The sequence below is a fragment of the Streptomyces sp. HB132 genome, assembly GCF_016909575.1.
Classification (GTDB): Bacteria; Actinomycetota; Actinomycetes; order Streptomycetales; family Streptomycetaceae; genus Streptomyces.
Window position 1 is genome coordinate 347,287 of the sequence record NZ_JAFBGA010000004.1, and the last position, 21,766, is coordinate 369,052.

16 protein-coding genes are annotated in these 21,766 nt (G+C 72.2%); 4 read left to right on the plus strand and 12 right to left on the minus strand.

Features of this window, described 5'->3' with window-relative positions; genetic code table 11:
* Positions 1–2: 2 nt before the first annotated feature.
* The 11 genes from JOC24_RS12465 to JOC24_RS12515 form a co-directional block, all read right to left on the minus strand.
* Positions 3–2,747 (minus strand): serine/threonine-protein kinase, encoded by a 2,745-nt coding sequence (locus JOC24_RS12465; RefSeq protein WP_205020287.1) that lies wholly within the window; start codon positions 2,745–2,747, stop codon positions 3–5.
* Positions 2,744–4,081: a coiled-coil domain-containing protein gene (locus tag JOC24_RS12470; protein WP_205020288.1), complete on the minus strand. Its 1,338-nt coding sequence runs from the start codon at positions 4,079–4,081 to the stop codon at positions 2,744–2,746. Before JOC24_RS12470 ends, JOC24_RS12465 begins: the two co-directional genes overlap by 4 nt.
* A 47-nt stretch (positions 4,082–4,128) precedes the next feature.
* Complete coding sequence (locus tag JOC24_RS12475; protein ID WP_205020289.1) at positions 4,129–5,163, minus strand: glutamate ABC transporter substrate-binding protein; 1,035 nt, start codon at positions 5,161–5,163, stop codon at positions 4,129–4,131.
* 11 nt (positions 5,164–5,174) lie between these two features.
* The gene (locus JOC24_RS12480; RefSeq protein ID WP_205020290.1) at positions 5,175–6,554 is read right to left on the minus strand and encodes a hypothetical protein; all 1,380 of its coding nucleotides are present in this window, start codon (positions 6,552–6,554) and stop codon (positions 5,175–5,177) included.
* 296 nt (positions 6,555–6,850) lie between these two features.
* The gene (locus JOC24_RS12485; protein ID WP_205020291.1) at positions 6,851–7,819 is read right to left on the minus strand and encodes an N-acetylglucosamine kinase; all 969 of its coding nucleotides are present in this window, start codon (positions 7,817–7,819) and stop codon (positions 6,851–6,853) included.
* Positions 7,810–9,075: a 6-phospho-beta-glucosidase gene (locus JOC24_RS12490; RefSeq protein WP_205020292.1), complete on the minus strand. Its 1,266-nt coding sequence runs from the start codon at positions 9,073–9,075 to the stop codon at positions 7,810–7,812. The genes JOC24_RS12485 and JOC24_RS12490 overlap by 10 nt, the downstream gene beginning before the upstream one ends.
* Before the next feature lie 5 nt (positions 9,076–9,080).
* Complete coding sequence (locus JOC24_RS12495) at positions 9,081–9,983, minus strand: carbohydrate ABC transporter permease (protein WP_205020293.1); 903 nt, start codon at positions 9,981–9,983, stop codon at positions 9,081–9,083.
* Position 9,984: 1 nt separating this feature from the next.
* The gene (locus tag JOC24_RS12500; RefSeq protein ID WP_239580319.1) at positions 9,985–10,983 is read right to left on the minus strand and encodes a carbohydrate ABC transporter permease; all 999 of its coding nucleotides are present in this window, start codon (positions 10,981–10,983) and stop codon (positions 9,985–9,987) included.
* Between the two features lie 11 nt (positions 10,984–10,994).
* Positions 10,995–12,335 carry an ABC transporter substrate-binding protein gene (locus JOC24_RS12505; protein WP_205020294.1) on the minus strand — a complete coding sequence of 447 codons (1,341 nt, stop codon included), beginning with the start codon at positions 12,333–12,335 and terminating at the stop codon, positions 10,995–10,997.
* Between the two features lie 117 nt (positions 12,336–12,452).
* Entirely contained in the window at positions 12,453–13,613 is a 1,161-nt protein-coding gene (locus JOC24_RS12510) for an ROK family transcriptional regulator (RefSeq protein ID WP_205020295.1), read from the minus strand.
* A 134-nt stretch (positions 13,614–13,747) separates the two neighbouring features.
* A complete protein-coding gene (locus JOC24_RS12515; protein WP_205020464.1) occupies positions 13,748–14,812 on the minus strand; it encodes a mechanosensitive ion channel family protein in 1,065 nt (354 codons plus the stop codon).
* A gap of 317 nt (positions 14,813–15,129) precedes the next feature.
* Here JOC24_RS12515 and JOC24_RS12520 point away from each other — a divergent pair, with 317 nt between their 5' ends.
* Positions 15,130–15,666 carry an HNH endonuclease gene (locus JOC24_RS12520; protein ID WP_205020465.1) on the plus strand — a complete coding sequence of 179 codons (537 nt, stop codon included), beginning with the start codon at positions 15,130–15,132 and terminating at the stop codon, positions 15,664–15,666.
* 20 nt (positions 15,667–15,686) lie between these two features.
* Here JOC24_RS12520 and JOC24_RS12525 read toward each other — a convergent pair whose 3' ends face one another.
* On the minus strand, positions 15,687–18,695 hold the full coding sequence (locus JOC24_RS12525) for a beta-N-acetylglucosaminidase domain-containing protein (RefSeq protein WP_205020296.1): 3,009 nt from the start codon (positions 18,693–18,695) through the stop codon (positions 15,687–15,689).
* A gap of 307 nt (positions 18,696–19,002) precedes the next feature.
* On the opposite strand from JOC24_RS12525, the gene JOC24_RS12530 reads away from it, so the two are divergent.
* Genes JOC24_RS12530 through JOC24_RS12540 form a run of 3 tightly spaced genes read left to right on the plus strand, consistent with a single transcriptional unit; the run spans position 19,003 to position 21,728 of the window.
* Positions 19,003–19,335, plus strand: a complete 333-nt coding sequence (locus JOC24_RS12530) for a hypothetical protein (RefSeq protein ID WP_205020297.1) — start codon at positions 19,003–19,005, stop codon at positions 19,333–19,335.
* Positions 19,336–21,477 (plus strand): 4-alpha-glucanotransferase, encoded by a 2,142-nt coding sequence (gene malQ / locus JOC24_RS12535; protein WP_205020298.1) that lies wholly within the window; start codon positions 19,336–19,338, stop codon positions 21,475–21,477.
* A gap of 38 nt (positions 21,478–21,515) precedes the next feature.
* Positions 21,516–21,728, plus strand: coding sequence for a hypothetical protein (locus JOC24_RS12540; RefSeq protein WP_205020466.1), 213 nt, complete (start codon positions 21,516–21,518; stop codon positions 21,726–21,728).
* Positions 21,729–21,766: the final 38 nt, after the last annotated feature.

Consider the following 21,766-nt stretch of genomic DNA (forward strand, 5'->3'; position numbering starts at 1 on the left):
CTTCACACCCAGGTCCGGGGGCGGAAACGGTTGGCCCGCTCCACCAGTTCGATCCTCTCGTCGCCCCGCTGTGCCAGCCGGGCGAGCATCCGGTACGAGCGTTCGAGACCGAATCTGAGACCCCGCTCGTCCAGGTCACTGCCCAGTACCGTCCTCGGACCCGCGACTGCGGGGGAGTGCGGCGCCACCGGCTGAGCCGTGGGACTACCGGAGAGTACCCAGTCAAGTGCCGTACCCAGTACCTCGGTCGACAGCTGTTCCCGTCTCACCGCGTCGAGGCCGTAGGCCCGCAGGGCGGTCACCTGGTCCGCCGCGGCGGACAGGTCGTCGATCAGCGGCTCGTGCGGGGCCCGCTCGCGGAGCCGGGCCCGCACCGCGGCCACCCGCGCCGCCGTGTAGTGGATCGACGACTCCGGCACGGATTCCAGGCTGCGCACGGCACCGGCCCGGTCACCCGCCGCGACCTGGACCCGCGCCAGACCGAAGGCGGAGCTGACGAAGCTCGGGTCCGTCGTCCACACCAGCCGGTAGTACTCCGCGGCGTTGTCCAGCTGCCCGAGCACCTCGGCGCAGACACCCAGTGCCAGCTTCGGCGCCGGCTCGCCGGGAAAGGCGTCGTACACCGCGTCGAAGGACAGCGCGGCGTTCTCGTGGTCACCGGTCACCAGCGAGGTGACACCGCGGTACCAGACGACCCGCCAGTCGTCCGGGTGCTGTGCCTCCACCGCAGTCAGTGCCCGTACGGCGGCGTCGAGTTCGCTCATCTCCAGGAGCGCGCGCAGCTCCCGCAGGCGGGTCTCCAACGAGGCGGCGGGCACGGAGCGGAGGGCGGAGACCAGCTCCGCGGGCGCCGACGCCATCAGCCCGGCGAGGAATCCGGCGTTCGGGTCGTTCGGGTCCACCCGGGGGACCGGCAGGGCCAGCGAGGTCGCCCGCGCGTCGAACGCGGCGAGCCGGGGACCGGCGCCCGGGAGCGCCACGGGAGCCGGGGCCGCCGCGCGAGGCGCCGGAACGGCCGCCCGGTGCTGCCCGGACGCGGCCGCGCCCGCCACCACGCCGCTTCCCGTGCCGCCCCGGACATGGGTGTCGGGCGCGTACAGCGGACCGGCGCCCCCCGGCGCGGCCGGAAGCGCCGGGACGGGGACGACGGGAGCGCCGGCGGGAACGGCCGGCCGGGCCGGGGTGGGCAGGGGGGCGGCCGGGTCGGCCGTCCCGCGCCGCCGTCCGAAGCGGCCCGTGCCGCCGGACGGAGCCTCGTGACGGGCACCGAGCCGTGACACCTCGTCGGTCGGCCGGGCGAACAACTCCGTGTCCGTCACGCGCATCTCCACGCCGAACAAGGTGGAGAGCGCCGGGCGCGGACGCCCCGTCTGCAGGGCGACCACCTCCCGCAGCACCCCCGTCAGCTGTTCCGCCATCTCCGCTGCCGAGGAGAACCGGCGGGCCGGATCCGGGTCCGTGGCCCGCACGAGCAGCCGGTAGAACGACTCGTACCGCCGGAACACCTCGATGTTGTCCGGATCCGGCAGCGAGTCCACGAAGACGTTGGTGTAACCCTGGAAGTCGAAGGTCAGCACCGCGAGCGTCCGCGCCACCGTGTAGAGGTCGGAGGCCACGGAGGGGCCGGCCTCGGCCACCTCCGGAGCCTGGTAGCCGACCGTGCCGTAGATGGCCGACTCGCCGTCGTCCATCCTGCGCACCGCGCCCATGTCGATGAGCTTGAGCTGGTCCTCCGTCTGGATCGCGTTGTCGACCTTGAAGTCGCAGTACAACAGGTTGCGGCTGTGCAGGTGGCCGAGTGCCTCCAGCGCCTCGATCCCGAACGCGCAGGCCTGTTCGACCGGCAGCGGGTCCCGCTTCCCGGCCGGTGTGCGGAGCTCGTTGGCGATCTCCTTGAGCGACTTCCCGCCGACGTACTCCATCACTATGTAGCCGTCGAGCGAACCGGTGCGCTGGTCCAGGTGCTCGACGAAGTTGTAGATGCGGACGATGTTGGAGTGCTCGATCTCGGCGAGGAAGCGCCGCTCCGAGATGGCCGCGGCCATGGCGTCCTGGTCCCCGGTGTCCAGTAGGCCCTTGAGGACCACCCAGCGGTCGGAGACCGCCCGGTCCACCGCGAGATAGACCCAGCCGAGCCCGCCGTGCGCCAGGCAGCCCGCCACCTCGTACTGCCCGTGCACGACGTCGCCGCCGCGCAGCTTGGGCACGAAGGAGTACGGGTGACCGCACTTGGTGCAGAACCCCTCCGTACGGCCGGGCCGTTCCCCGCGTGCCCGGCCCACCGGCGCACCGCAGTCGGAGCGCGAGCAGAACCGCTTCCGCTCGGGGACCTCGGGCTTCTCCATCACCGCCGTGTACGGGTCGGGCCTCGGCACGTCGGGGACGAGCACCAGGCCCGCGCCGAGCCTGCCGCGGCCGGAGGCCGACCCCGTCGAGGTGCCCGAGGAGCGCACCGACACGGACCGCGAGGTGGGACTTCCGGACAGGGAGCGGGAGAGCCTCCCGGACACCGAACGCCGCGAGGTCGACGAGCGCGACGACGACCGGGCGGACGCCTGCGAACCCGTCCGCCGCGAGGTGCTGCCGCTTCCCGCCCCGCCACCGCCCGCGATGCCCGTGGGCGGTGAACCCACCATGCCCGTGGGCGACACGACCGGCGCGAGACCGCAGGTGTCGCAGTACAGCTCGCCGCCGCCCATGTCCTCGTAGCTGCCCTCGCACACGGGGCGCTGGCACTGCGCACTCATGATCTCTCCCCCTGTACGTCGTGCTGGTCCGGGCGGCGCGGTGTCAGCAGGTCCGTGGCGGCCCGCTGATAGCGCATCACCACCTGTTCCGCGACCCGCAGATCGCACGGCGCGCTCCACAGCATCCGCCGGGCCGCGTCGTACCGCTCGATCAGCAACGGGTCCTCGGCCAGACCGTGCCGGGCCACCTTCGCCTTGTACGCGTCCAGCCTGCCGCGCAGCTCCGCGCGGACCGCGAGCGGCTCGGTGACGGACGTCAGCGACTCCCGGGCGCGCAGCAGTTCGTCCTCCGCCTCCCGCTCCAGCGATTCCAGCAGCGGTGACAGCCGGCTCCACTGGGCGTGCCTGCGGTACGCCGAAGCCGTCGCGAGCCGCTCCTGCAACACGGTCGGCGGCCCGCTGACCGCGGGCACCTCGGAGGCCGCGATCTTCGCCAGCACCTCGCCGCGCGCCAGCCGGGCCTCGGCGAGCGTACGGTTCGCGCGCGACAGCAGGTCACGCACCTGGACCAGACGCTGCTCGGCGTCCTGGCGGACCGCCAGCACCGCCTCGATCTCGCGGCGCACCTCCTCCAGGGCGCGTGCCGCGCGGTCGTAGCGCGTGGTGTCGGGCCGCCCTCCGCCCGGCGCGGCACTCCCCGGACCCGGGATCCAGAACGCCAGCGGGTCGGAGATCACCTGTTCCCGCAGCGTGGCCAGCTCCTCGGCGATCGACTCCAGGTCGTCACCGGCCGGGTGCTCCCCGGGCCGTACCCCGACCGAGTGCGCCAGCGAGCCGGTGCGGCGCAGCTCGGCGGCCAGCAGGTCTATCCGGGCGGGCAGCGCCGACCATACGGAGTCCGACGCGAGGACCATGTCCAGCGACCGGGCGTACAGGTCGTTCATCCGGGCGACCAGCTCCTCCAGCGTGAATCGCTCGGAGAGCCGGGCCGGACCGGTGAGCGAGGAGCCCGGGCCGGTCGAGCCCTGGTTCGCCACGGTCACACCGTCGCCGCGCAGCAGTTCGGTCAGGGCCACCAGGTCGCTCCTGCCGGGGTAGCGTCGCCTGCCCCGGATCTCACGGGCCGAGGCCAGCGCCCCGGCGTAGGCGTCGAAGTACTGCCAGAGCAGCGTGATCGACCGCTTGGTGGTGCCCCAGCGCTCCTTGGTGACACCGGCCAGAGTGGCGCCCTCCAGGAGCCGGCGGCCGGCGTGTTCCTCCAGGGCGAGGAGCGAGGTCTCGATGGCCTCGTGCTCAGCACCGAGCCGGGCCAGCGTACGGTCCGCCTCGTCCCGGCCCATGACCGGGCCGGGGGGCCTCCCCGCGAAGCTGGGGAAGGATCCCGCCACGCCCATCGATCACCTCTCCGTTCGTGCCGCCGGGCCCGGGGGCCCGGACGGCTTCAGTTGCTGCGGTACTTCGGTGCCGGGGGGCCCGTGATGCCGGGCAGACCCGTCGCCAGCCAGTCGCGGTACGACGTCATCCAGGGGCTGTCGTCGCCGCCCCGGCGGTACTCGTTCAGTACGTGGTTGACCCGGCCCACCAGGTCGTCGGCGCCGAGCTTCGCCGCGACGCCGTAGTACTCGGTGGTGAACGGCTTGTCGCCCTTGAGTTCCACCGCCGGGTCCTGGGCCGCCTGACCGGCCGCCAGCGCGTTGTCCGTGACCACCGCGTCGACCTCGCCGAGCTGGAGCCGCACCAGGCAGTCCAGCTGGTTGGGGACGGTCAGCAGGTCCGCGTCCAGCTCGGTCCCGTCGTTCTCGTCCTTGAACACCGCGCCGAAGGACTCCTTGTCCAGCGCGTCGTACGCCGTCGAGCCCTCCGCCGTGCAGACCCTCTTGCCCTTCAGGGACTTGTCGTAGCCCTCGATCGTGGACTCCTTGGGTGCCAGGACCTGCTGGCCGGCCTGGAAGTACGCCGTCGAGAACGCCACCTGGCCGGCGCGCGCGCAGTTGATCGTCATCGTGCGCACGACGACGTCGACCTTGTCGTGCTCCAGCGCGGAGATGCGCTGGTTGGTGGGGATGGCACGGAAGATCACCGCGTCCCGGTCACCGAGGATGTCCTCCGCGATCGCGTGCACGAGATCGATGTCGAAGCCCTCCAGGGTGCGGCTCTCCGGATTCCGGTAGCCCCACTGGAAGCTGTTCTGGTCGACGCCCGCTATCAGCTTCCCGCGCTGCTTGATCCTGTCGATGCTCGGGCCGCCGGCGTCCGACGCCGGCACACTGGCCTCCGGGTCCTTGCACGTCTCGGCCTCGGTCGGCACCGAGGCGCCGGCGTCGTGCCCCGCGCTCCGCCCGCCGAACGTCCCGTCACCGTGCGCCAGCGGCAGCAGGGTGAGCGAGGCGGTGACGGCGCAGGCCACCGCCATGCCCGTCACTCCGCCCCAGCCGTGGAGCCTGCCGCGCGCGGCCCGGTCCTTCACCCTGGTCATCGGTCGTCCCCTCACCGGTACTCCGAGAGCCTGCGGTTGACCCCGACGACCGCGGCGGCCGCACCCAGCACGGCGAGGACCGCGGCCCCGATCGGCAGCCCGCCCAGCGCGCCGCGGCCGTCCTCGGCCGCCGCGTCGAACTCGTCCTGTTCGTGGGCGAGCGCCTTCTCCAGCGCGTCGTCGACCCGCTCGAAGGACTGCCCCGTGGAGTTCTCCGGGCCGATGATCTGCCGCAGCGCACTGTCGTACTCGCCCCGGTCGTCCGTGGTCCGGGCCTTCCTGTGACGTTCCTGCCACTCGGACACGCTGTCCATGGCGTCACCCACCGGCTCGCGGCCCGTGGAGTCGTCGGCCAGCTCCTTCGCGCTCCTGAGCTGCGCGCCGAGTTCCTTCATGCCCGTGCTGTAGTCGGTCTCGTACTGGTCCCGCGTGCCGTCCGGGGTGAGTACGGCACCACGGGCGACCAGGGTGAGGTTCTCATTGGAGCGCGCCTTCAGCGAGTTGATCCGTGCCTTGTTCAGGACGTCGAGTGACTCCTGCCCCTGCACCATCGCGCTACGCAGGTCCGCCCTGGCCATCGTGTGACCCACGGCCAGCCAGAGCAGCACCACCGTCGCCGCGGCCGTCGCCGCGAGCAGTCCGTGGTTGAAGACGCGGTTCGTCCTGCGGTAGTTGCGCCGCTGCATCCACACCAGCGCCGCCAGGGCCACGACCCCGACCCCCAGGGAGAGGAAGGGGAACCGCCGCGCGTCGGCCGAGTCGGTGGCGAGCCGCCCGGTCTCCTCGGCGTGCAACCGCTCGGCCGCCGGGAGGAGTTCACCGGTCATCTTCTGGTTGGCGTACCGGAGGTAGGCCCCACCGAGCGGCAGTCCCTGCCGGTTGTTGGCGCGGGCCCGCTCGACGAGACCGGTGTACTCGGGGAGCAGCTCGCTCAGCGTCGTGATCTCACGGTGCGACGAGGTCGAGGCGTCGGTGCTCGCCGCGGCCTCGACCAGCAGCCGGGACGCCTCCTTGATGTCCGCGTCGTACCGGGCGAGCACGTCCGGGGGCTCCTGCGCCCCCGCCAGGAACCCGCTGGCCGCCATCGTGTCCGCGTCGGCCAGCGAACGGTAGATGCTCGCGGCGTCCGCGCTCAGCGGCTGACTCCGGGTCACCACGTCGTCGGCGGACGAGGCGCGTCCGGAGATCTCCAGGAACGTGACCGCTCCGAACACCACGACGAGCAGGGCCAGCGCGGCGCCCATGATCTGCAGCCTGCCCGGCTCGGTCGTCGCCGCGGCACGCAGCCGCTCGGCCGCGGTCCGGACACCACCGCGCTGCGCGGGTACGGGCGCGGACGGCAGATCCGTCCCGGGCTCCCGCAGCGCGGTCCCGCTCGGCGGGTATGTCACTTGACCTCCCCCTCGGTCACTGACGACGGCCCTGGCCCCCCGGCCGATCGGGGGAGGACTGGTCCTGGCCAGAATTATGGCCCCAGGTGCCACCATCCACCAGAAGCGCCCGAATCCCTCGTCCTTTCCCGTATTCGATCAGGACGAGTGCGAGCGATCAAGGCGGTTCGGCCGGGCCGGCCCCGGAGCAGACCGATCCCTCCCCCCATGAACACGTACGGGGCATCTGTTCGGTTCCCGTACGCGACAGGCGTCCCGCGCGACACAGCACACGGGACGCCTTCACTGACGGGACCTCAGGTGTATTGCTCCCGCAGCCTGTCGTGCGTCCGGCGGGCGGCCCCGGTGTGGTCCAGGCCCAGCAGCGCCGCGCCCAGGACCGGAGGAGCCGAGACCACCCGGATCACCGCCTTGGGGGCGCGTACGGCGAGGAGTTCGGTGATGCGATCGTCCAGCGCCGGGTGACGGGCGGCCAGGACACTGCCGCCCAGCAGCACCGGCACCTCCTCCTCCAGCAGGCCGAGCCGGGTCAGCGCGACGGAGACCATGGCCACGACCTCGTCCGCCTGCCGTTCCACCAGTTCACGCGCGATCCGGTCGCCGGCCGCGCCGGTGGAGAACAGCACCGGGGTCAGCTCGTGCCTTCGCCCGAACGGGATGTGCCCCAGGTGCAGTGCCTCGATCAGCGCGTACACCGAGTCGAGCCCGAAGTGGCCGGGCAGGGTACGCGCCAGCTCGGTCGGCTCACCGCGGCCGTCCTCGGCCCTCGCCGCGAACCACATCGCCTCCTCGGCGAGCCCCGAACCACCGCCCCAGTCGCCGGACATGCGGCCGATCGCGGGGAAGCGGGCGGTCGCTCCGTCCGGTCGCATGCCGACGCAGTTGATCCCCGCGCCGCACACCACGGCCACGCCCCGGGGTTCGTCGACCCCGGCGCGCAGTATCGCGAAGGTGTCGTTGCGCACCTCCACCGTCCGGCCCCAGTCCCGGGCTCGCAGCGCCTCGGCCAGCTCCCTTTCCTCGACCGGGAGATCGGCGTTGGCGAGGCAGGCCGACACGTGTTCGACACCTGTCACCCCAGCACGGTCGAACGCGGCGAGTACAGCCGTTCCCAGCCCGTCCACGGCCACGTCGACCCCGATGACCGGCGGCTGGAAGCCACCCCCGCGCGCAGCGCCCAGGACCGTTCCGTCGGCGCCGATCACGGCCACGTCGGTCTTGCTGTTGCCCGCGTCGATCGCGAGCACATGTGCGGTCAGGCCCACGCCAGGTGCTCCCGGTTGTGCGCGATCAGCTTGTCGGTGAGTGCCTCGGCGTACTCGAACTGACCGATCAGGGGGTGAGCCAGCAGCGCCTTGAACACCCGGTCGCGGCCCCCGCGCAGCGCGGCGTCCAGGGCCAGGTCCTCGTAGGCGGTGACATGCCCGATCAGCCCCGCGTACATCGGGTCCAGCGCGGGTACGGCGAGCGGCGCCGCGCCCGTGCCGTCGACCCGGGCCTGGACCTCGATCACCGCGTCGTCCGGCAGGAACGGCAGCGTCCCCCTGTTGTACGTGTTGACCACCTGCACCGCCGGACCGCCCCCGCCGAGCAGCGAGGACGCCAGGTCCACGGCCGCCTCCGAGTAGAAGGCCCCGCCCCGCTTGCCGAGCAGCGCCGGCTTCTCGTCCAGGGCAGGATCGCCGTACATCTCCAGGAGCTCCTTCTCCATCGCGGCCACCTCGGCCGCGCGGGACGGCTTCGTGCCGAGCTCCCTCACGACCTCGTCGTGCGCGTAGAAGTACCGCAGGTAGTACGAGGGGACGACGCCGAGGCGGTCCACGATCTGCCGGGGCATGCGCAGGTCGCCGGCGATCGCGTCGCCGTGCTCCGCGAGCAGCCTCGGCAGGACGTCCTCGCCGTCCGGACCGCCCAGGCGGACCCCGAGCTCCCACGTCAGGTGGTTCAGCCCGACGTGGTCGAGGTGCACCTCACCGGGCGTCACGTCGAGCAGCGCGGCGAACTTGCGCTGGAAGCCGATCGCGACGTTGCACAGACCGACCGCCTTGTGCCCGGCCTGGAGCAGCGCCCGGGTGACGATCCCGACCGGGTTGGTGAAGTCGATGATCCACGCGTCGGGGTTGGTGCGGCGGACCCGCTCGGCGATGTCGAGGACGACCGGCACCGTACGCAGCGCCTTGGCGAGACCGCCCGCTCCGGTGGTCTCCTGACCGATGCAGCCGCATTCGAGCGGCCAGGTCTCGTCCTGGTTGCGGGCGGCCTGCCCGCCTACGCGGAGCTGGAGCAGCACCGCGTCGGCACCGCCCACGCCCGCGTCCAGGTCGGAGGTGGTGACGATCTTCCCCGGGTGGCCCTGCCTGGCGAAGATCCGCCGTGCCAGGCCGCCGACCAGTTCGAGCCGGTCGGCCGCCGGGTCGACGAGCACGAGCTCCTCCACCGGCAGGGTGTCGCGCAGCCGCGCGAAACCGTCGATCAGTTCGGGGGTGTAGGTGGACCCGCCACCAACTACTGCGAGCTTCATGGTTCTCAGCCCTTTACTCCGGTGAGGGTGACGCCTTCGACGAAGGCCTTCTGTGCGAAGAAGAACACGATGACGACCGGCGCCATGACGAGCAGAGTCGCGGCCATCGTCAGGTTCCAGTTGACCGCGTGGGCGCTCTTGAAGGACTCCAGGCCGTAGCTCAGCGTCCAGGCGCCCGGGTTCTGCGCGGCGTAGATCTGCGGCCCGAAGTAGTCGTTCCAGCAGTAGAAGAACTGGAAGAGCGCCACGGCCGCGATCCCCGGCTTGGCCATCGGGACGACGATCCTGAGGAGGGTACGCAACTCCCCGCACCCGTCGACCTTCGCCGACTCGATGTACTCCTGCGGAATGGTCAGCAGGAACTGCCGCAGCAGGAAGATCGAGTAGGCGTCGCCGAACGCCATCGGGATGATCAGCGGCCACAGCGAGCCCGAGAGGTGGAACTGCTGGGCCCACACCAGGTACATCGGGATGATGATGACCTGCGGCGGCAGCATCATCGTGGAGATGACGAGGATCATCGCGGTGCGCCGGCCACGGAAACGGAACTTGGCCAGCGCGTAGGCGACCGGCACCGACGAGCACACCGTGAACACGGTGCCCAGCAGCGCGTACACCAGCGAGTTGCGCCACCAGTCGAGGAACCCCGGCGTGTGGAAGACCGTCGAGTAGTTCGACCAGTTCCACGATCCCGGCCACAGGTCACCGCTCATCGCCTGGTCGTCGCTCATCACCGACGTGAGGAACACGAACACGAACGGCAGGACGAAGAACAGGGCGAGCGCGACGGCCACGGAGTGGACCGCGATCCAGTTCAGGATCCGCTTACGGCGGTGCCTGGCCGTGTCGGTGCCGCCCGGTCGGCCCGGCACGGCGGTGTCCGGCGTGGTCAGGGTGGTGGTGGTCATCTCAGTCCTCCGCCGGGATGAGGCCGACGCTCTTGCGCATCAGCAGAAGGGTCACGGCCATGGCGATGGCGAAGAGCACGAGGGAGAGGACGCACGCGGCGCCGGTGTTGAAGTTCTGGAAGCCCAGCGAGTAGACGAGCTGCGGGACCGTCAGGGTGGAGTGCTCCGGATACCCGGGCTGGATCACCGTGCCGGGGCCGATGGAGACGCCCGAGGCGAGCTTCCCCGCGACGAGGGCCTGCGTGTAGTACTGCATCGTCTGCACCACGCCGGTGACGACGGCGAAGAGCACGATCGGGGTGATGGCGGGCCAGGTGACGTAGCGGAACTTCGTCCAGGCGCCCGCGCCGTCCAGATCGGCTGCCTCGTACTGCTCCCTGGGGACGTCGAGCAGCGAGGCCATGAAGATGACCATCAGGTCGCCGATGCCCCACAGGGAGAGCAGGACCAGCGAGGGCTTCGACCAGTTCGGGTCGTTGAACCAGTTCGGCCCGTGCAGGCCGATCCACGACAGCACCTCGTTGACCGGCCCGGTGGACGGGTTGAGGAGGAAGACGAAGGCGACCGTGGCCGCGACGGGCGGGGCCAGGTACGGGATGTAGAAGGCCGTGCGGAACAGTCCGGCACCCGTCTTGATCTTCGTGATCAGCAGGCCGATGCCGAGGCCGAAGACCACGCGCAGCGCGACCATCACGACGACCAGCCACAGCGTGTTCCACAGGGCCGGGCCGAACAGCGGCATCTGCTCCAGCACGTACCGCCAGTTCCGCAGCCCCACGAAGGTGGGTGCCTTGATCTGGTTGTAGTGCATGAACGAGAAGTAGACGGTGGCGATCAGCGGGTATCCGAAGAAGACCGAGAACCCGACGATCCAGGGTGAGAGGAAACCCAGGGTACGCAGCCGCTCACGGTTCCGCTTGCGCCGCAGGGGGGAGTCGCGGGGAGCCGGTTCGGTCGCCCGCCCGGCGGACTTCGCCGGGGTGGAGAGGGACAGTGCCATGACTCGGCTCCTCAGTTTTCCGACTGGAGGTTGTCGGCGTCGATCTGGTCGTCGAGGTCCTTCAGCGCGCGGTGCAGGTCCGTCGTCCTGCCCGCCTCGACGGACTGCGAGAAGCCGCCGAACGAGGTGATGTACTGACCGCCGTTGTTCGAGGGCGGAACGGCCTGGCTGTGCGGGTTCCGCGCGATCTCGATGAAGGTGCGGAACGCCGGATCCGCGTCCAGGCCGGGGGACTTCAGCGCCTCGAACGTGGACGGCACGTTGTGGATCGCGTTGGCGAAGTGCACGACCGGCTCCGTGTCGACCGTCAGGTACTTCACCAGCTCCCAGGCCGCGTTCTGGTGCATGCTGCTGTGTGCGATGCCCGCCACGGTGCCGGTCAGGTAACCGCGCCCGTAGGTGTCCGCCTGGTCGTCGGGGACCGGCAGCGGGGCGACCGCCCAGTCGAAGTCCGCCTTCGCCTCGTCGAGCATCAGCCCGCGCCACTCACCGTCCAGGTGCATGGCGAGCTTGCCTGTCAGGAAGCCGTTCTGGGATGACATCTCGTCACCGAAGCGGGCGCGGAGCCTCTCCATGGCCGCGTAGCCGCCCTGCGCGTCGGAGAGGTCGCGCATGGTGGTGAGGAAGTCCTCGGTCTTCGGCTCGTCGGCGAGCTTCGCCCTGCCCTCGTCGTCGAAGTACTCCGGACCCCACTGCGCGAACATCCGGTCGGGGGAGTTCTGGTAGAGCTGGAAGTTCGGCATGAAGCCGGCGCGCTTCAGCGAGCCGTCCTTGTTCCGCCGCGTCAGCTTGACCGCGTCGGCCTTCATCTCGGACATGGTGCGCGGGGGCCGGGCGATGCCCGCCGCCTCGAAGGCGTCCTTGTTGTAGTACATGCCGAACGCGTCGGCGAGCAGAGGCGTCGCACACTGCACGCCCTCGTACCGCGTGTAGTCCAGCAGGGTCTTCGGGAAGACCTTCTCCTTGTCGATCCCGCTCTTCTCCATGAACGGGTCGAGATCCACCCACATGCCGGACGAGCAGTACTGCCCGACGTTGTTGGTGGTGAAGGACGTCACGACGTCGGGTGCGTCGCCGCCGCCCGCGCGCAGCGCCTGGTTGATCGTCTCGTCGCTCACGTTGCCGGTGGAGACGACGTCGATGTTCGGGTGGAGCTTCTCGAAGCGGGCGATGTTCTCGTTGATCGCCTCGACCTCGCCCGGCGCCGACCAGCCGTGCCAGAACTTCAGCGTGACGGGCTTCGTGGGGTCGTCGGTGTTGCTGCCGGTACTCGGATTGGCGCAGCCGGACAGCAGCAGCGCGGCTGCGCCGAGCGCCATGGGCACGCGGGTTCGAAAGCGCCGTGGCGCCATAGCGGACTTCCTTTGCAGCGGTACTTCGCGGGGACGGGGGCACCGGGGACGGGCCGCCGGACATGGGGTGCCTCGGGCGCCACCGGATACGGGTGGCGCGGTGCGGTGGCGGTTGGTTCAGGCGGTGTCGAAGACGCTGTCCCGCGCCTGGGCGAGGGCCGTCCGCAGCGCACCGGTCAGGATCGGGTCGCCCTCGATGTCGCTGACGCGGAGCAGCGGCCGGGGCAGTGCGAGGCCGGTCATCTCGGCCTCGACCCGTTCGCGGAGTTTCTCCCCGCCGGCCTGGGCCACCCGGCCGGAGAGGACGACCAGTTCGGGGTCGACCACGGCGACCACGGAGGCCAGGCCGGTGGCCAGCCTGCGGGCGACCTCGGCCCGCACGGCCTCGTCGGCGAGGGCTTCGTCCAGCGGTCTCCCCCCGGCCAGGTCGCGTACGGCTGGGCAGGAGACCAGGCTCTGGAAGCCGCCACCCGCGTCGGGGCCCGCCCAGTCGGCCGCCCCGCCGCGGGCGAGCGGGGCGCCCGGCAGCGGCATGTACCCGATCTCCCCGGCGCCGCCGGTCGCTCCGCGCAGGAGGGTGCCGCCCAGCACGATCGCGGCACCCACACCCTCGTCGAGATAGGCGAGGACGAAGTGGTCGTGGTCCTGGGCCGCGCCCTCGTACTGCTCCGCGACGGCCGCGAGGTTCACGTCGTTCTCGATGGCGACGGGCCTTCCGACCACCTCGGCCAGGTCGGCGAGCAGGGTGCGGGAGTGCCAGCCGGGGAGATGGGGCGCGTAGCGCAGCTGTCCGGTGTGCGGGTCGATCGCGCCCGGCGTACCGATCACCACGGCGGCGAGGTCGTCGTGGCCCAGTCCGGTGGGACGCAGGGCGCCGTCCACGGCCTCGGCGACGAGCTGGGCGGTGCGGTGGCGTACGTCCTCCGCGACGGCGTCGGCCTCGACACGGCAGGTGCCGACCACGGTGCCGGTGATGTCGGCGACGACCGCGTCGATGCCGGTGGGCCCGACGGAGAGCGCCGCGACGTGGGCGGCCGCCGGAGCGATCTCGTAGAGCACGGCGTTCGGACCGGGCCGCCCGGCCTGGCTGCCCGTGGAACGGACCAGGCCCGCCTCCTCCAGCCGGGCGAGCAGCTGAGAGGCGGTGGGCTTGGAGAGCCCGGTCAGCTCACCGATGCGTGTGCGGGTCAGGGGTCCCTGGGCGACGAGGAGATCGAGCGCGGCCCGGTCGTTCATGGCACGCAGAACGCGGGGGGTGCCCGGTGTGGTTCCGGCCATGAGTGACGCACCCGCTTTCTGTTAGGAAACTTTCCTATCGATGAGAGGAAGGTATGGCGACGTCATCCACCCGTCAATGGGAAGCGCCCCCGAGGCAACCGAAGCGTTACCTGCGGGGGCGCGGTGCCGGTGGGCTACTTCGACAGGTTCGGCGGCGCTATCGGGGTCGCGGCCAGTGACTGCGGCGACGTCGCCGACGCGTACGCCGAGGGGGCCGCCATGGCCGCCGTCGGGTCGGCGGTGGACTCCCCGTCCGAGTGGAGCGGGAGGGCGCCGACCATCCGGATACCGGCCGCGTCCAGTGCCTGCTTGATCCGCCAGCGCAGTTCGCGCTCGACGCCCAGTGCCTTGCCCGGCATGGTCTTCGCCGTGACCCGGACGGTCATCGAGTCGAGCAGCACCGCGTCCAGGCCGAGGACCTCAACCGGGCCCCACAGCCGCTCCGACCAGGGCTCTTCCTTGGTCATGGTCTCGCCCGCCTCGGAGATCGCCTTGCGGACCAGGTCCAGCTCCTCCGTCGGGCGGACGGTGACGTCGACACCGGCGGTGGACCAGCCCTGGCTGAGGTTCCCGATCCGCTTCACCTCGCCGTTGCGGACGTACCAGATCTCGCCGTTGTCGCCGCGCAGCTTGGTGACCCGAAGCCCCACCTCGATGACCTCGCCCGAGGCGACACCCGCGTCGACCGTGTCACCGACGCCGTACTGGTCCTCCAGGATCATGAAGACGCCGGACAGGAAGTCGGTGACGAGATTGCGCGCGCCGAAGCCGAGCGCCACACCCGCGACCCCTGCGGAGGCCAGCAGGGGGGCCAGATTGATCTGGAAGGCGCCCAGGATCATCAGGGCCGCGGTGCCGAGGATCAGGAACGACGTGACCGAGCGGAGCACGGAGCCGATGGCTTCGGAGCGCTGGCGGCGGCGTTCCGCGTTGACCAGCAGGCCGCCGAGGGCCGTGCCCTCCACCGCCTGGGCGCTGCGGTTCATCCGGTCGATGAGATTGGTGAGGGCGCGCCGGATCAGATAGCGCAGCACGATCGCTATGGCCGCGATGAGGATGATGCGGAGACCGGTGTTCAGCCAGGTGGACCAGTTCTCCTCGACCCAGCCTGCGGCGTTCCCGGCCCGCTCGGCGGCTTCGTCCAGCGAGCCTGCGGTCCCGGGGGACGGCGCCGCGGCCAGGAGGGCGGACAGGGACACGGCGAGGACCTCCAGGTGGGGCGACAACAGACCGATAACAGTAACGAAGCTCGGGGGGTGGTTCGTTGCCGTCGAAGGGGGAGAGACACGTCTCACCCCGGGCCACAAGGGGTGTGGCCCATCGCACAACCGGTCCGACGCCCCCGCCGAAGGGCCTGTTCCGGGGTCGACGCCCCGGGCGGGCGACCGGCGGGTGAGGTAAATCCCTCGGGCCCGTTACCCGCACGTGGTGGCGCTCGGACCAGGCATGAGGAGAGACTGAGATCGGATCGTCCCGGCGCGAGCCACGCGTCGCCGGCGTACAAGGAGGCATGCACGTGCCGCACGTCCTGGTTCTCAACGCTTCGTACGAGCCGCTCGGCGTCGTACCCCTCCGCCGAGCGCTCGTCCTCGTCCTCGAGAACAAGGCCATCTGCCTCGAGGAGTCCGGCGCCTTCATGCACAGTGCCACCCGCGCCGTGCCCGCGCCCAGCGTCGTCCGCCTCAAGCGGTTCGTGAGGGTCCCCTACCGGGGGCCCGTCCCCCTCACCCGCCGCGCCCTCTTCGCGAGGGACGGCGGCCGATGCATGTACTGCGGGGCCGCCGCCACCAGCGTCGACCACGTCATCCCGCGCAGCCGCGGCGGGCAGCACGCCTGGGACAACGTGGTGGCGGCCTGCCGGCGCTGCAACCACGTCAAGGCGGACCGCCACCTGCCCGAACTGGGCTGGCGGCTGCGCCACCCGCCGGCGCCTCCCAGCGGACTCGCCTGGCGGATCATCGGGACGGGCCACCGGGACCCGCGCTGGCTGCCCTACCTGCAGCCGTTCGGCGCGGACGACGTGATGGCCCGGATCGACGGCGTGCCCGCCTGAGGGACCGGGCCCCCGGCGCCTCAGGGAGCGTCCTTGTCCTCTCCCGCCACGGCGTAGGCCTCGACCGAATAGAGCGAGTAGCCGTACTGCGTGGCCCGGGCGTCGCCCTGGATCCTGACGAACCGGGTGTCCTTCGCGTCCATCCGGACCGACTCGCGTCCGCCGCCGCCCTCCCGCACGGTCGCCGCCGTTCGCCAGGTGCGGCCGTCCGCGGAGACCTGCACGCGGTAGCGGGAGGCGTAGGCGTCCTGCCACCGCAGCACGACCTGGCCGAGCCGGACCGGTTCGGGCAGCTCGGCCTGCCACCAGGCACCGTCCTCGACGGGTGAGGACCAGCGCGTCTCCGGGTCGCCGTCCGAGGCCGCCGCAGCCGGGAAGTCCGGGGTCTCGTCGCCGGACGAGGAGGCGGTGGCCGTACGCACCAGATCGGGGCCCGCCGTGCGCGGGAAGGCGCGGACGGTCAGCGTGCTCTCCTCGCCCTCGAAGCGCAGCGGCACCTCGTACTCGCCGGCCGGGGTGCCGTCCGGCACGGTGACGTCCACGGGTACCTCGGTGCGGGAACCGCGGGTCACGGTCGTCCGCTTCGGCACCTTCACCACGATGCCCTTGGGCGCCTTCGCCGTGACCGCGCCCTTCACCTCGCCCGGCCGCCCGCCGGCCAGCCGCGCCTCCACCCGTTGCGTACCGCCGCCGATCACGGCGTCCGTCCGGTCCCGGACGAGGGCGAGCCGGGCCACCGGCTCGTCACCGAACCAGGGGACGAGCCCCCGTACCTCCGGGGCGCCCGAGGCCGGGGCGGCGCGCGTGATCCCCGGGGCCGGGGGACCGACGAGGACCGAACGCGCAGGCGGCACGGTGACCCGCAGCGCGTCCGTCCGTAGTCCCTTCACCGCCGTCTGCGTCCAGCCCGCCGACGACAGGGGCCCCAGGACGCGCCAGCCCTCACCGGGCACATGGGCCTCCAGGACCGCGTCCGCCGCCCCGCTGCCCGGCCGGGTCAGCGTGGTGACGGCCTCCAGCGGGCGTGCGCGGCCGAGCCGCACCGTGTAGCCGTGGGCGTCCCTGCTCACCGTTCCCGTCTCGCGGTCGGTGCCGTTCCAGGCGCCGGCCTCATCGAGCACCCGGTCCAGGAACGGGTCCAGGACTCCCTTGCCGACCGTCGCCGTGCCCGCCCCGATCCTCTTGCGCAGTGGTTCCAGCTCCAGCTGGATCCGCCAGGCGGCCGCCCCGTCGCCACGCTCCTGTGCCCGCAGCAGGTCGACGGCGAGCTCGCCCGCCCTGCCGTACAGGGCCAGCTGCTCGCTCCACGGCCGCACCTCCTCCCGGAGCCGGCCGCTCGCGATCGGCTCCAGTTCCTCCGGGGCGCGCCGCATCACGCCGAAGGCGGCCCGCAGCTCGCGCGCCGCCTCGTCGCCGGCCTCCGCGTCCGCCGGGTGCGCGGCCGGACGCGACGCCCAGAACGCGGCCAGCAGCGGCCGGAGGTACGCGGACTCGTCGCCGCCCAGCAGCGAGGTGGCGCTGTTGCCGGCCAGGGCCCCCAGAGCGGCCCGGGCGGTGGCGTCGCCGCCCGCCAGGTCCTCGATGGCCGCCTGCCAGGACTCCTGCGCCTGGTATCCCTTCGGGTTCCAGGCGAAGTCGGCGGCCGTGAACAGGGGGATGCGGGACGCCGAGGGCTGCTCCATGGCGTTGGCGAGCAGCGCCGCTGACCCGCCGGCCACCGCCGGGTCCCGGCCGGTGTACGGGCCCAGGAAGATCCGGTCCTGCGCGTAGTCGTTGACTGGATAGTTGTCCATGGTGACCAGGGGACGGCGGAAGGCGGCCCGCGCACCCGCCAGTTCGCGCCCGGTGATCGTCTTCGGTACGACCCCGACGCCGGTCCAGGCCACCTGCACCCGCTCGTCCAGCTCGGCGGCGAGTGCCGTGCGGTAGTCGGTGGCCCCGTCCTGGTAGAACTCGGTGGGCATCACCGACAGGGGCTCCGCGCCGGGGTGCCGGTCCGCGAGGTGCCGGGCGACCGCGCTCGCGACCCGGGCCTGCGCCCTGGCCGCCGCCTCGGGCCCGCTGCCGAACGTCTCCGCGTCCTGGCCGCAGTGCCATTCGCTGTAGCTGACGTTCTGGAACTGCAGCTGGAAAGCCCGTACACCCAGCGCCCACATCGCGTCGATCTTCCGCGTGAGCGCCCGTACGTCCGAGTCGGACGCCATGCACATCGCCTGGCCCGGCGAGACGGCCCAGCCGAGCGTCACGTGTTCGGCCCGCGCCTTCCGGGCGAGCGCGCGGAAGGCGGCGCGCTCGTCCGCCGGGTACGGCTCACGCCAGCGGGACTGCCGGTAGGGGTCGTCGCCCGCCGCGTAGAGGTAGCGGTTCTGCTTCGTGCGGCCCATGAAGTCCAGCTGGGCGAGCCGCTCGTCGTGCGTCCACGGCTGCCCGTAGAAGCCCTCGGTCATCCCTCGCACGGCGGTACCCGGCCAGTCGCGGACCACCGCTCCCGCGACGGTGCCGTCCTCCACGAGCCTGCGCAGGGTCTGGACGCCGTGGAACAGCCCGTCCTCGCCGACCCCGTCCATGGCGACCGTGGGCCGGTCCCCGACCCTTCCCACGGCGAGGCGGTAGCCCCCGGAGGGCAGGTCCGCGCGGTCGGGTGCCCGCAGGGCGCGCAGGGCCCGGCCCGCTTCCGTCCCGCCCAGCCGGATCACCGGTCCCTTGCCGGGCAGGGCGTCGTGCACCGTGCGTACGCCCGCCCCGCGCAGGAGGGACCTGAGCGCCTCCACGGCGTACGGATCGGCCTGCGGGTCGGCGAGGAGGGTGACCTCGGTGCCCAGCGGGACGGCCTCCCCGGACGCCTCGATCGACTGCGGCCGGGGCCAGACGGACGGCAGCCGGCTCTCACCGGCGCGGTCCTCGGTGGTCGTGGCAGGGCCGACCGGGGCGGCGGGGGCCGCGACGGCTGCCGGTGCGATCGGGCCGAGCAGCCCGCCGATCACGGCGACGGCCACGGCCGTCGCATGCCTCCTGCGCCCGAGCTTCATGCCGTACCCCTTCGCCCTCAGCCGCGCCCCGGCAACGACGTCCGAGCCCATCACCGGGGCGCGAGGGTGTCAATGCGTGTGACCGTTTTGGTTTGAATGCCCGGTGTGTTGTGCGGTGTGGCGCGTGGGTACCCGGGGGAGAGTCGCCAAGTGGCTGAAAATCGCCCATGCCCGACGCTCATGGGAACGAGGTGTGACCCATGGCACGTCGGGGTCGTTGTCATAACGCCTGTGTCACGTCCACGCCTGCACCCGCGTCCGCTGGGTAGGTCTGCTGTGTCCTGTTGTCCACGGCCAGGAGGCCAACGTGCCCGCTTCCGCGCAGCTTCTGCTCTCCGCCCTCTCCAAACAGGTACCGGGCCCCACGGGTCACGACCCGCTGGCAGGCAAGGCGTCCCCGCACTTCACCGCCCCTCCGATGATCAGTGAGCTGCCGCTCGCCGACGTCTCCCACCTGATCGGTGAGTCCGCGTTCACCGACAGTGCCCCGCTCATCAGCGAGCCCCCGCTCACCAGTGAGCCCCCGCTCGCCGACGCCACACCCCTCACGAGCGAGCCTCCGCTCGCCGCCGTCGCCCCTCTGACCAGCGAGCCGACAGCACCCGGCACCGCAGGGGGCATGGAGTCCCCAGGAGTCTGAATGGGCTTGTCCCGGCTCGCCGCGCTGCACGGCGTCGCCACCTCCTTCTCCCCGTCCGCGGATGTCACGGTGTCCGTCCCCGACGACACGGTCACGGCCGTGCTCGCCGCGCTGGGCGTCGACGCCGCCACTCCCGCGGATGTACGGAGATCACTCGCCGCGGCCGAATCCGCAGCGGCCTCCCGACTGCTTCCGCCGACGGTGGTGGCCTGGTCCGGGGAGCCGCTGCCGGCGGCGCTCCACGCACTGCCGCCCGGCGCGGTCCTCACGGTCGACACCGAAGCGGGGACCACCGGCGCGCGCCTGCGCATGCGGGTGCTCCCGGCCCCCGCGCCGACCGCGGACATGCCGGGGGCGCCCTCCTGGTGGACAGAGCCGCCCCTGGGCGTCCACCGGCTGACCGTCCGCACTCCTGACCACGGCTCCGTCACCGCCACCCTCGTCGTCGCTCCGGACCGCGTACCCCGACCGCCCGCCCGCACGCACGGTTTCCTCGTACAGCTCTACTCGATGCTGTCCGCCCGCTCCTGGGGCATGGGTGACCTCGCCGACCTGGCCGACCTGGCCGCCTGGGCGGGACGGACCCAGCGGAGCGGTTTCGTCCAGGTCAACCCGCTGCACGCCGCCGTGCCCGGCAGGCCGACGGACCCGTCGCCGTACCGCCCCTCCTCGCGCCGCTTCCCCGATCCCGTCCATCTGCACATCGAGTCGGTCCCGGAGTACGGCCATGTCGCAGAGCCCGGCAGGGCGGCGCTGGACGACCTGCGTCAGGAGGCCGCGGCGCTGCGCGAGGCCGTGCTCAACAAGGGTGCGCTGATCGACCGGGACGCCGTCTGGGAGCTCAAGAAGCAGGCCCTGGAGATCGTCCACGAGGTCCCCCTGACCCCTGGACGCCGTGCCGCCTACTGCGACTTCCTCGCCGCGCAGGGCCGGCCGCTGGAGGACCACGCCCTGTGGTGCGCCCTGGCCGAGGTGCACGGTCCCGACTGGCGGGCCTGGCCCGAAGGGCTGCGCGATCCCCGCTCCCCGCAGAGCGCCCGCGCCCGCACCGAGCTGCTCGACCGGGTCGACTTCCACTGCCGGCTCGTCTGGCTCACGGACACCCAGCTCGCCACCGCGCAGAGCGCCGCGCGGGAGTCGGGCATGGCCGTCGGGATCGTCCACGACCTCGCGGTCGGTGTCCACCCCGACGGCGCCGACACCTGGGCGCAGCAGGAGGCCTTCGCGCACGGCATGTCGGTCGGCGCGCCGCCCGACGCCTTCAACGCCCACGGCCAGGACTGGGGACTGCCCCCCTGGCGCCCCGACGTCCTCGCGGCGTCCGGCTACGCCCCCTTCCGCCTGCTCCTGCGCGGCCTCCTCGCCCACGCCGGAGCCCTGCGCATCGACCACGTCATGGGTCTCTTCCGGCTCTGGTGGGTGCCCCAGGGGCGTCCGCCCACCGAGGGCACGTACGTCGCCCAGGACGCCGAGGCGATGCTCGCCGTCCTCGTCCTGGAGGCCCACCGCGCCGGTGCCGTCGTCGTGGGGGAGGACCTCGGCACCGTCGAGCCCGGCGTACGCGAGGCGCTCGCCCGGCGCGGGGTGCTCGGCACCTCCGTGCTCTGGTTCGAGCGTGACTGGAGCGGCACCGGGCGCCCGCTCGCACCCGAGAAGTGGCGCGAGGACTGCGTGGCCACGGCGACCACCCACGACCTGCCGTCCACCGCCGCCCGGCTGACGGGCGAGCATGTGACGCTCCGCCACCGGCTCGGCCTGCTCACCCGCGGCCTGGAGCGGGAACTGGCCGAGGACGCCGCGGACACCGCCGAGTGGCTGGCCTGCCTGGCCAGGCTCCGGCTGCTGCCCGAGGGTGAGGGCGACGAGGAGGGGGCGGTCCGTGCCGTCCACCGCTTCCTGCGGCGCACCCCGGCGCGGATGGCGGGGATCTGGCTCCCGGACACCGTGGGCGACCGCCGCCCGCAGAACCTCCCCGGGACCTGGGACCAGTACCCCAACTGGCGCCTGCCCATCGCCGATGCGGAGGGCCACCCCGTCACGCTGGAGGAGATCACCGCGTCTCCGCGGCTGCACCGGCTGTTGGCCGTCCTGGCCGACGGCCCGGAGTCCCGTACGGCACCCCCGGGCGCGCGCCCCTCGTAGGCGTTCGCTACGTTTGCACCGTGGACAAGAAGAACGCTATGCGCGCCGGCGCCGTCGCGGCCGGTACGACGCTGATGATGCTGCTCATGTCGTCCCCGGCCCTCGCGCTGACCCGCGATGACGGTGACGACCCGGGCCCGGGCCTGAACGTGCTGGAGACCCTCGGCCTCTACGTCGCGGCACCGATCGTCCTGTTCCTCGTGATCGCGGGCCTCGTCATGGTCCTCGACAAGTCCGAGAAGCAGGCCTAGAGAGCTCTCCCGAGTGCGCCGCCGGTACCACGTACCGC

What these genes read in the sequence shown, in the direction of transcription:
- JOC24_RS12465 (WP_205020287.1), bottom strand. Translation starts at nt 2,747, where the DNA reads ATGAGTGCGCAGTGCCAGCGCCCCGTGTGCGAGGGCAGCTACGAGGAC.
- JOC24_RS12470 (WP_205020288.1), bottom strand. Translation starts at nt 4,081, where the DNA reads ATGGGCGTGGCGGGATCCTTCCCCAGCTTCGCGGGGAGGCCCCCCGGC.
- JOC24_RS12475 (WP_205020289.1), bottom strand. Translation starts at nt 5,163, where the DNA reads ATGACCAGGGTGAAGGACCGGGCCGCGCGCGGCAGGCTCCACGGCTGG.
- JOC24_RS12490 (WP_205020292.1), bottom strand. Translation starts at nt 9,075, where the DNA reads ATGAAGCTCGCAGTAGTTGGTGGCGGGTCCACCTACACCCCCGAACTG.
- JOC24_RS12495 (WP_205020293.1), bottom strand. Translation starts at nt 9,983, where the DNA reads ATGACCACCACCACCCTGACCACGCCGGACACCGCCGTGCCGGGCCGA.
- JOC24_RS12500 (WP_239580319.1), bottom strand. Translation starts at nt 10,983, where the DNA reads ATGGCACTGTCCCTCTCCACCCCGGCGAAGTCCGCCGGGCGGGCGACC.
- JOC24_RS12505 (WP_205020294.1), bottom strand. Translation starts at nt 12,335, where the DNA reads ATGGCGCCACGGCGCTTTCGAACCCGCGTGCCCATGGCGCTCGGCGCA.
- JOC24_RS12510 (WP_205020295.1), bottom strand. Translation starts at nt 13,613, where the DNA reads ATGGCCGGAACCACACCGGGCACCCCCCGCGTTCTGCGTGCCATGAAC.
- JOC24_RS12525 (WP_205020296.1), bottom strand. Translation starts at nt 18,695, where the DNA reads ATGAAGCTCGGGCGCAGGAGGCATGCGACGGCCGTGGCCGTCGCCGTG.
- malQ (WP_205020298.1), top strand. Translation starts at nt 19,336, where the DNA reads ATGGGCTTGTCCCGGCTCGCCGCGCTGCACGGCGTCGCCACCTCCTTC.
- JOC24_RS12540 (WP_205020466.1), top strand. Translation starts at nt 21,516, where the DNA reads ATGCGCGCCGGCGCCGTCGCGGCCGGTACGACGCTGATGATGCTGCTC.